8 protein-coding genes are annotated in these 9,452 nt (G+C 58.8%); 4 read left to right on the forward strand and 4 right to left on the reverse strand.

What is annotated here, in order from left to right; translation table 11 throughout:
• The first annotated feature begins 75 nt into the window (after positions 1–75).
• Entirely contained in the window at positions 76–966 is an 891-nt protein-coding gene (locus H6973_20010) for a hypothetical protein (protein MCP5127807.1), read from the forward strand.
• A gap of 174 nt (positions 967–1,140) precedes the next feature.
• On the opposite strand, the gene H6973_20015 is transcribed toward H6973_20010, so the two are convergent.
• The 4 genes from H6973_20015 to H6973_20030 all read right to left on the reverse strand — a co-directional run bounded on the left by H6973_20015 (position 1,141) and on the right by H6973_20030 (position 6,791).
• Complete coding sequence (locus H6973_20015; protein MCP5127808.1) at positions 1,141–3,489, reverse strand: DUF1566 domain-containing protein; 2,349 nt, start codon at positions 3,487–3,489, stop codon at positions 1,141–1,143.
• Entirely contained in the window at positions 3,486–5,294 is a 1,809-nt protein-coding gene (locus tag H6973_20020; GenBank protein MCP5127809.1) for an RNA-directed DNA polymerase, read from the reverse strand. The genes H6973_20015 and H6973_20020 overlap by 4 nt, the downstream gene beginning before the upstream one ends.
• A complete protein-coding gene (locus H6973_20025; protein MCP5127810.1) occupies positions 5,266–5,742 on the reverse strand; it encodes an endonuclease domain-containing protein in 477 nt (158 codons plus the stop codon). Before H6973_20025 ends, H6973_20020 begins: the two co-directional genes overlap by 29 nt.
• Before the next feature lie 239 nt (positions 5,743–5,981).
• Positions 5,982–6,791 (reverse strand): DUF1566 domain-containing protein, encoded by an 810-nt coding sequence (locus H6973_20030; protein MCP5127811.1) that lies wholly within the window; start codon positions 6,789–6,791, stop codon positions 5,982–5,984.
• An 88-nt stretch (positions 6,792–6,879) separates the two neighbouring features.
• Here H6973_20030 and H6973_20035 point away from each other — a divergent pair, with 88 nt between their 5' ends.
• The 3 genes from H6973_20035 (at position 6,880) to H6973_20045 (ending at position 9,423) form a co-directional block, all read left to right on the forward strand.
• Complete coding sequence (locus tag H6973_20035) at positions 6,880–7,119, forward strand: type II toxin-antitoxin system HicB family antitoxin (protein ID MCP5127812.1); 240 nt, start codon at positions 6,880–6,882, stop codon at positions 7,117–7,119.
• A 313-nt stretch (positions 7,120–7,432) separates the two neighbouring features.
• Entirely contained in the window at positions 7,433–7,621 is a 189-nt protein-coding gene (locus tag H6973_20040; GenBank protein MCP5127813.1) for a hypothetical protein, read from the forward strand.
• A 251-nt stretch (positions 7,622–7,872) separates the two neighbouring features.
• Positions 7,873–9,423: an ATP-binding protein gene (locus tag H6973_20045; GenBank protein MCP5127814.1), complete on the forward strand. Its 1,551-nt coding sequence runs from the start codon at positions 7,873–7,875 to the stop codon at positions 9,421–9,423.
• The last annotated feature ends 29 nt before the right edge of the window (positions 9,424–9,452 follow it).

A 9,452-nucleotide genomic window follows, 5' to 3' on the forward strand; every position in this document is an offset into this window, starting at 1 on the left:
ACCGCTGCGCCTGAAGAGGCGTATACTTTGGCGAAATCCACCCCTTTCCATTGCCCGTGCGCAAGGAGCTGGCTGATGGTTTCCCTGGTGATTCCCCACATTGAACCCCGGTTGCGCCATGACCGGGACGCGCGTCTGGCGCAGTTGATCCCGATCCCGCACCCCCCCGAGGCGATGGACGGTATCCCCTATTTTGACGAAGAATTTCAGATGGCCGCCTCCCACGCCCACCGCAAGACGATCTATTTCCTGGGCGCCCTGCTCGATCGCGTGGCGCAGCGCGCTGGTCTGCAAGGCGTAAGCGATTACCCCGTCTGGTACTGGTTTCCCAAACTGGGCGAGCAGCGGGCGCTCTACCCGGATTTTGCCCTGACGGCGAATCCTGACATTCGGTCGCTGACCGCCAAAGAGTTGCTCTTCGCCCTGGAAGTGGTCACTACCTCACGACGGGAGAAGGAACTCAAGGACACGGTGCGGATGCGCGAGCACAATCGGGTGCATGGCGTCCCGGAATTTGTATTGATCTACCCGGAGCCGGATGATGAGCGGTCGGTGGTCTGGTATCGCTACGATCCGCGCACCGACGACTATCAACTGATCTCCTTGCCACCCGACCGGCGGTATCGCAGTCGGGCGATTCCCGGCCTGGAGATTGAGGTGCTGGAGCGGTGGAACTGGACGGAAGGTCGCAAGGTGCGGGTCTATTATCGGGGCGAAGAGCTGCGCGAAGGCGCCGTGGAGGAACAGGCCCGGAAGGCGGCGGAAGGGCAAACCGCACGAGAGCGCCAGGCCCGAATCGCCGCCGAACAGCAAGCAGAGCAGGAACGCCAGGCCAAGGAGCAGGAATGCCAGGTCCGAATCGCCACCGAACAGCAAGCAGAGCAGGAACGCCAGGCCCGAATCGTCGCCGAACAGCAAGTCGAACAATTACTTGCCCGACTCAAGCAGGCCGGCATCGAACCCTAGTGGACCGCCTGTAACCGTTCAGTCCCCCCTTTAGCAAAGGGGGGTGAGGGGGGATTTTGGCCCCGTCGCTCGTGCGAAATCCCCCCCGACCCCCCTTTTTCAAAGGGGGGAGACTCCGCAGTAACGTCATTTAACACAATGGGAATTGGTATTAGAGCGTGAGGACATTTGCGCTCAAAACCCCAGATACCCCATGAAGTCGGTGAATTCCTGAGAGTAGAGGAAGAAGGTCATGACATCGTTGCGGGGGTTGCCGCGGGCCAGGTCGGCCAGCCAGAAGGCCAGTCCGTCCTCTTCGGGTTCGCGCTGGAAGAAGGTGCGGTAGAGGTTGCCGATGAAGGCGGGGTTTGTGGTGTGGCGCGCCAGGTATTCGGGGCTGTTGAAGAAGAAGTAGGCCATGTTGCGGAACACCGGTTTGGCGTCTTGTCCCTGGGCTTGTAGAGCGGTGATTTGGTCTTTCCAGAAGGCGACGCCGTCGTCCTCGGGGGCGCGGTCGAGGATGGAGCGGTAGTAGTGGGTGATGAGGGTGACGGCGGGGTCGTCGGCGATGACTTCGATGCGATAGTCTTGTTGGACGAAGACCTGGCCGTGGGTGGGGTCGATGACCTGGAGGGTGAAGAAGTAGACGCCGACCTGGGTGGGGATGCCGCTGAGCAAGGCGTCGAGGCCATCGGGGGTGGCGTTTTCCAGGGTGAGGCCGGGCGGCAATGCGCCTTCCGTCACACTCCAGCGGTAGGCGGGGTCGTCCGCTGCGGTGGCGGGTGGGGCGGGGCCTTCGTAGCGGGCTTGCAGGGTGGCGCGGTAGGGTTGGTTGACGGGGGTGCGACTGAGGATGCCGCCGCTGATGGCCAGGTTGGGCAGGCCGCGCCCGCCGGGGTCGGTGATGTGCGCGTCGGTGAGTCCGTCAGCATCGCCGAGGTGGCCGTCGATGAGGGTGAAGGTGGCGGTGTTGCCGGCCAGGTCCGCGCCGTTCAAGAGATACCAGTGCGGGTCGGAGTCGGTGGCGGTGGGGCCGTATTTCCAGTATTGCGCACCGGCGGGTAACGGGTCGCCATAGGCCAGGGTGACGGTGGCGGGGATTCCGTTGGTGGTGCAGTTTTGCAGGACGACTTGCAGTAGGCCGTCGGTCAGGGTGATGCCGTCGGGGCCGGTGGCCGGGGCATTGGGGCCACCGATGGGGAGGGTGAGAATGTTCGGCTCGTCCAGTTCGCAACTACTCCCGTCGGAGTAGTGGACGGCGGCGCTCAGGGTTTGGCCAGGTTTGACGGGATTATCGCGGGTGAAGGCGACTTCACGAATAGTCAACCCGACTGGTACCGTGATCGTTTGCTCGTCCTGATCCTGGACGGTGACTTGAATCGGGGCGTTGTAGGCTTCAGTCGGCGTGCCGCTGATCGCGCCATTAACTGCTAAGGTCAGGCCGGGCGGTAAACCGGTGGCGGTGAAGGTGTACGGCGGTTGGCCACCCAAGGCGGTGAGGGTTTGTTCGTAGGGTGCATTCCGCACGCCAATCGGTAAGGTGCGCTGCGCCAGCACGAGTGGGGCGACGGTGAGGGCGTAGTCGCGGGTTCCGGTGTGGCTTTGGGCGTCGGTGACGGTGATGGTGACGGTGTAGTCGCCGGCGGTGTCGGGCAGGCCACTGAGGACGCCGTCATCGGCGGTCAGACGGAGACCGGGCGGCAGGCCCGTGGCGGTGAAGATATAGGGACTTATTCCTCCGGCGGCATTGATCACCGTGGCATAGGGGACGTTCGTGACCGCGCCGGGAAGGTCGCGGGCCGTGGGCACGGGGAGGGTGGCCGTGGGGGTGGGCGGCGGCGAAGCGGCGTCCCCGGAATAATCGCCAAAAGACGGTCCGCCGCGCGCGAGTCGCACATGGTAGTAGTCCGCCTTAATGTAGTTGTGCACGTCGCCATAGCCGAAGCCCACGTACCACGCGTTGCTCGGACCGTCGGCGTAGGTCGAGGAGGACCAATAATTATTTGTTGATGTTACAGGGAAAACCGTCTCATTAATGGCTGGACTGTAGCATTGCTCCTCAACAATCGTCTGTAATTCCTTGTAATTCGGTAGACGCCAGTCGTTGCGCCCCGCGAAAGCATAGCCCTGTGCGGCTTGCAGAGCGTCTCTCCAAGTGTAACGGAGTGCGGAACCGCTACAGGTTTGCGTGGCGCTTTCCCAGGTTTGGCCCAGGCTACAGCGCATCCAGGTCAGGCCGGTTGGGGTGTGCGTCGCCACGCCATTCACATCGTCCAGAGTAAAATCTGCGGTGGGCGTCGTGGGCCGGATGTTCGGATGGCAGGTTGCGGCTATGCTGACTGGGGCAACGATCCACAGCAGCAGAAACAGTATCCATCCGGGCCAATCAGTCCCCCCCTTTAACAAAGGAGGGCTAGGGGGGATTTTGGAGAAGTCGCCCGTGCGAAATCCCCCCCGGCCCCCCTTTTTCAAAGGGGGGAGGTGATGGTGTCCCTTTAGCAAAGGGGGGAGGTGAATGCAGATGTTCCAACCGAACCGTTTCACTTCGTCTTCTCCTCTTCACTTTGATTAATCGAAATCTTTTGCAAAAGAGGGGCATAAACCGCCGCCAGAACGCGCCGCTTCAGGCCCCCTTTCAAGTAACCTTCTTCCACGACATACCGATACCCGACCCCGGTTTTGACCAGCCGCGCCAAGAACTTCGGCACAGCGCGCGGCGGTAGGGCGATGCACGGTCCCAGGCCAGGCCGCCGCCGCTCATCCAGCCGCAGGCCGAATAAGCGCCGCAACAACAGGGCGTCTTCGCCATACGCTTCCACTTGTCGTCCTACGCGCATCAGGACAATACCTGGTCCTTGCCGATGAAAGAAGCGCCATTGACTGACCAGGGAACTGACGCTGAGCGGTTGCCAGAGCGGGATGAGGCGGATGGATACAGGATGAGAGCGAAATTCCCCCCGGCCCCCCTTTTTCAAAGGGGGGAGTCTCGAATCTTTGCGGCGGCTGTTGACCAACGGGGGGAAATACGGTTTGGCGATCAGCGCGAGCCAGGGATACCGACACCATAGAGATTGTGTCAGACGGTGCGCATCCGCGTGGCTGAAGTGGCCGAGATAGCTAGCCAGCACCGAACGCAATTGTTCACGCTGGCGACGTGGCAAGCGAACGAGTACCGGCGAGTGGTCAAAATCCCCCCCGGCCCCCCTTTTACAAAGGGGGGAGTTCTTTAACAAAGGAGGGTGAGGGGGGATTTTGGCCCCATCGCCCGTGCGAAATCCCCCCCAACTTCCCTTTTTCAAAGGGGGGAGTTTGGAATGCGGGGGGTGAGGGGGGATTTCGCCAAGGAGGCCATTCAACCGCTCATGCAGGTTGCCGATCACCCGCCGCCGCACCAGGCGATGATGGACATGCACGATGTAGCCGAGAAAATCGACGCCGTTGCGTGCCGGACGCGGTTCAGCCACTGCTTTTAAGGTCAGACGCAGCCGCGCCGCCAGAAAATCCATAATGGCCGCACGCCAAATAAGCAGTTGTTCCGGGTCTTCATGCACCAGCACAAAATCATCGACATAGCGGACATAGCCACGCACCTTGAGCTGATGTTTGATGAATTGATCCAGTTCGTTGAGATAGACATTAGCGAAGAACTGGCTGGTCAGATTGCCAATGGGAATGCCACAGCCCGGCGGGGCGTTCGCCAGGCGCTTGTGCGGCGGTACTTGCTGGTGCAAGCGTGGATCACCCCGATACCGGACGTTGGCTGCCGGGTCCGGCTCCAGGATTCGCCGCACCAGCCAGACCAGCGCACGGGCGTCTTCCGCCGGAATGCGGCCACTGCGCACCGCCTTGGTCAGCCGGCGCAACACCAACCGGTACAGGGTCGGCCGGTGGATGGTGTGAAAGAAGTTGCGAATATCCAGTTGCAGAAACCACGCCGGGCGACTGCCATTGCGGCTGACCTGGCGCAGAAACTGCTGCAAGCGATCCGCCGCCGCATGGGTGCCCTTACCGGGGCGGTTGGAATAGCTGTCGTGGATAAAGATCGGCTCAAACAACGCTTCCAACCGGGGTACCAGCAGGTGATGCACCACCCGGTCACCGAAATCGGCGGCATGGATTTCCCGGAGTTTGGGCCGAACCGTGACAAAGCACAGGGTGCGAGAGGGGCGCCAGGTGCCGCTCATTAAGGCATCACGAATCTCGATCAGGCGATCCAGCGCCTGAATCTCGAATCGCTGGGCATTGCGGGTGTGGCGCTTGCGCCGCCGACAGACCTCGTAGGCCCGCCAGAGGGCGGCAAAGCTGAAGACACCCGCCGCATCACTTTCCACCGCGCGCGAGACGCACATGGTTGTTGTTCGCCTTATTGTTGGCGTTCACGTTCCAAGGACTCCCCCCTTTGAAAAAGGGGGGTTGGGGGGGATTTTCACCCTCACACACCAGTCGCGCTTTCACTTCGGCAAAGATCACTCCGACCACTGCTTCCAATTCTTGCAACACTTGCCGGTTGTCAAAGCGTAGCACCCGTAGCCCCATCACCTCCAAGGTTTGTGTACGCATTGCGTCATCGTGTTGCGCGTCTCGGGTGTAATGCTGTGAACCATCAAGCTCGATGACCAACCGGGCAGCAGAGCAGTAAAAGTCAACGATATAGCAACCCAGTGGTTTTTGCCGGTAAAAGGACACACCTAAAATCTGCTTGCGGCGCAACCGCTTCCACAAAATCTGCTCGACATCCGTCATGTTATTACGTAATTCGCGGGCCAGTGGTTTGTGTTTAATGGAATAAGGCAACATTTTGGTCTCCATTAAAATCCCCCCCAGCCCCCCTTTTTCAAAGGGGGGAGTTTGTAGTGCGGGGGATTTGGTCAGTCCCCCCTTTAGCAAAGGGGGGTGAGGGGGGATTTTGGCTCCAGCACCGCCAGCAACCGTGTTGCGTCCCGCCAAATGGGCAATTGGCCATAATGAGTATGCGCCATCCCAGGTTCTCCAGAAAATTTATTGAATCAAATATGAGCTTGTGTCAAAAATCAAAATCACTGTCCACCGCGCGCGAGACGCACATGGTTGTACCTCGCCTTACTGTAGGCGTCCACGAAGCCAGGGTAGAAGCCCACGTAGCACGCGTTGTCCGGATAGTGGGCGTAGGTCGAGGAGGACCAATACCATGACGAACGAGTGTTCGGAAAATAGACACTCTCAATCGTCGGCCCCGGAGAGGGAATTTCAACATCCACCAGTTGGAGCAACTCCTTTTTCGTCGGCAGACGCCAGTCGGTGAAGCCGCATAGCCCTGCCGCATTCACCGCCGCCGTGTAGGCCTGGGTGTTGCATTGATTGTTAGGCAAGGTTCCGCCGCAGGTGTTGGAACCCAATGAACCGGGGTTGCCGCCGTTGTTGTCGATATGAATATCGTCGTACCAGGTATAACGCCAATCCCGGTCCCGCAAGCCGTCGTCATCGGTTTTCACTTCCCAAAGTATTCCCGTCACATTGTCGCGGGTGCAGGCCCAGTCGCCGGGGCCAGAACCAAGTACGGCATTGGCGGGCAATTCCCGGCCATCGTTAGCGATCTTGGTGTAATCAAAGCCCGCGCGGCCACCCCCCACCTTGGTCAACGCGCCTGCCGCTGCCGCCGCATCCCGCCCAATCGTACAATCCTGGCGGGGGTGAGTGCTGGGTTCCGGAGTCACGGCCTGGGTTTCGTCGTAACAAGTGGTCTGGCCAGTGTCGTTCAGGCCGGCAGCGTGGGCGGGGGTGTTCAGGCCCAGCCCTATCAGAAGGCTCAAGCTGAGGGCAAAGGTACGCAGGGCGTACTTTGCGAGAATAGGTTTCGATACAAACATTAGGTCAATACTCCAGATGGAAGGTGTCGTTGTGTCTCAGTCGTTGAACGACTATATTGATCATCCGAATCTATGCGAGGTCCATCACATGCTCTGTAGCTACACCGCTAAATATACCCGACTTGTAGAGGGTTACATGGGTCAGCTTGTCGAATGGCCGGAAGTCGTCACCGAAGGTGCTGATCTCGATGAATGTAGAGCCATGCTGCGTGATGCCCTCCACGAAATGGTCTTGGCGTATCGTGATCTGGGTAAAGAAATTCCTCCTCATAATGCCTTGATTGAGCAACTCCCTGTGGAGATCGACCTTGTCAGTGAATCGGCGTGACTTGGTGAAATATCTCGAATCTAATGGATTCCGTCTACTCCGCGGTAAGCGTTCACTTCCCCCCTTTGAAAAAGAGGGGAGGTGAACGCTTACACCACGACATCATTGAATATAGTCACCGAATCCAGCAATGAGAAGGAACCTTATCTCACTCGATACAATCCTTTCTACCGTCAGCGTTTTCTCAATCACGAGGTCTATCAAAGCACCTGCATAACCTGCTCACCCTCCATCATCAGCGGCATGAGGAGGCAGTGGAAGCGGAACGATGAGAACAGGGACACCCTATAACGATCCTGCTGGAAACGCCCCCATGAACATTCGCCTGCGAGACGATCTGCCCTTTGTTGAGGTCACTCTGGATCACCAGAATCCGCTGCGCCGGATTCGCGGCGTGGGCGGCTCCGAATTTGTGTTCATCAAAACGCTGGATCGTTTGACCGTCGGCGCATTATCGGCGTCGGCCTTTACGGTCGAAGTCGGCGCACTCGATTACGGGTAACCGTTCAGTCCCCCTCTTTGGCAAAGGGGGGTGAGGGGGGATTTTGGCCCCGTCGCCCGTGCGCAATCCCCCCCCGGCCCCCCTTTTTCAAAGGGGGGAGGTGAACGCTTACGATTACGGTTTCTCCCTGCAGGGCATTCTCGGTATGGATTTTTTGCGGCACACCAAAGCCCTCATTAATCTCGATGCCTTGACTCTGACCTAAAGATACAATCCTTCCTTGCAGAAATATCCACCGAGGGACCCCGCCCATGCCCGACACCCGCCGCAAACTGCCGATCGGCATTCAGACCTTTGCCCAAATCATCAGCGAAGGCTACTACTACGTAGATAAGACGCCGTTGGCTTGGCGTCTCGCTGAAAACGGCAAGTATTACTTCCTTTCCCGTCCGCGCCGCTTTGGCAAAAGCCTGTTTCTCGATACCTTGAAGGAACTGTTCGAGGGTAATGAACCTTTGTTCCGGGGTCTGTACATCCATGACCGCTGGGACTGGTCGATTCGACACCCGGTCATTCGTCTGAGCTTCGGCGGGGGCGTGCTGAAATCGCCGCAGCATTTGCAGGAATCCCTGCATCGTCAACTGGACGAACAGGAGCGCTGGCATGAACTCCCCGCGCGCTATCCCGACTTGCGCAGTCGTTTCCATGACGTGATCGCGCGCCGCTGCGAACAAACCGGGCAACGGGCCGTCATCCTGGTCGATGAATACGACAAGCCGATTCTCGACAATCTCACGAACCGCGAAACCGCCCTGGCCATGCGCGAAGGCTTGAAAGACATTTATAGTGTGATCAAGGATTCCGACGCTTCGATCCGTCTGGCTTTTCTCACCGGCGTCTCCAAATTCAGCAAGGTGAGTCTGTTTTCCGGGTTGAACAACCTCAATGACCTGACGGTGGATCCCCAGTACTCCGCCATTTGCGGCTACACAGAAACCGACGTGGATACGGTGTTTGCGCCAGAGTTGAACGGGCTGGATCGGGATGAAATCCGGTCTTGGTACAACGGCTATCACTGGCTGGGCGAATCAGTCTATAACCCCTTTGATCTGCTGCTCCTGTTCGACAAGCGCCAGTTCCGCCCGTGGTGGTTCGAGACCGGCACACCCTCCTTTCTGATTCAATTGCTCACTGAACGGCAAACCTGGTTGCCGATGCTCGGGCAACTGGAATCGGACGCCGAATTACTGGCTACCTTTGACGTGGACGACATGCCCACCGAGGCGTTGCTGTTCCAAACCGGCTATCTGACGATTGACCGGGAGGAACTATTAGGCAGCACCTATTTCTACCGCCTGCGCTTCCCCAATCACGAGGTCTATCAAAGCACCTACAACAGTTTGTTACGGGCGTGGACCGCCAACCCCCAAGCCGAGGTGCGCAACCGGAAAACCCTGTACCGCTTGCTTCAGGCGGGCGACCTGATGGGATTAAAAGACCTGTTTCAGGCGTTCTTTGCCACCATCCCGCATCAGTGGTGCGACAACAACCCGATCAGCCGTTACGAAGGCTACTATGCCAGCGTGTTTTACACCTACTTCGCCGCGCTCGGACTGGACATCATCCTGGAAGATGCCACCAATCACGGACGGATTGACATGACCGTGCGCTTTGAGGGACAGATTTATCTGTTTGAGTTCAAAGTCGTGGAGTTGACCGCCCAGGGGAGCGCTTTGCAACAGCTCAAGGACAAAGGTTATGCCGAGAAATACCGGGCGCCCAGTCAACCGATTCATTTGATCGGCGTGGAGTTCAGCCGCGAAAGTCGCAATATCGTCGGGTTTGCGGTCGAGGCGGCGTGACCATTCATCAACGGCGCAGGATGGCGATC

It is taken from the genome of Gammaproteobacteria bacterium, assembly GCA_024235095.1.
Lineage (GTDB): Bacteria > Pseudomonadota > Gammaproteobacteria > Competibacterales > Competibacteraceae > UBA2383.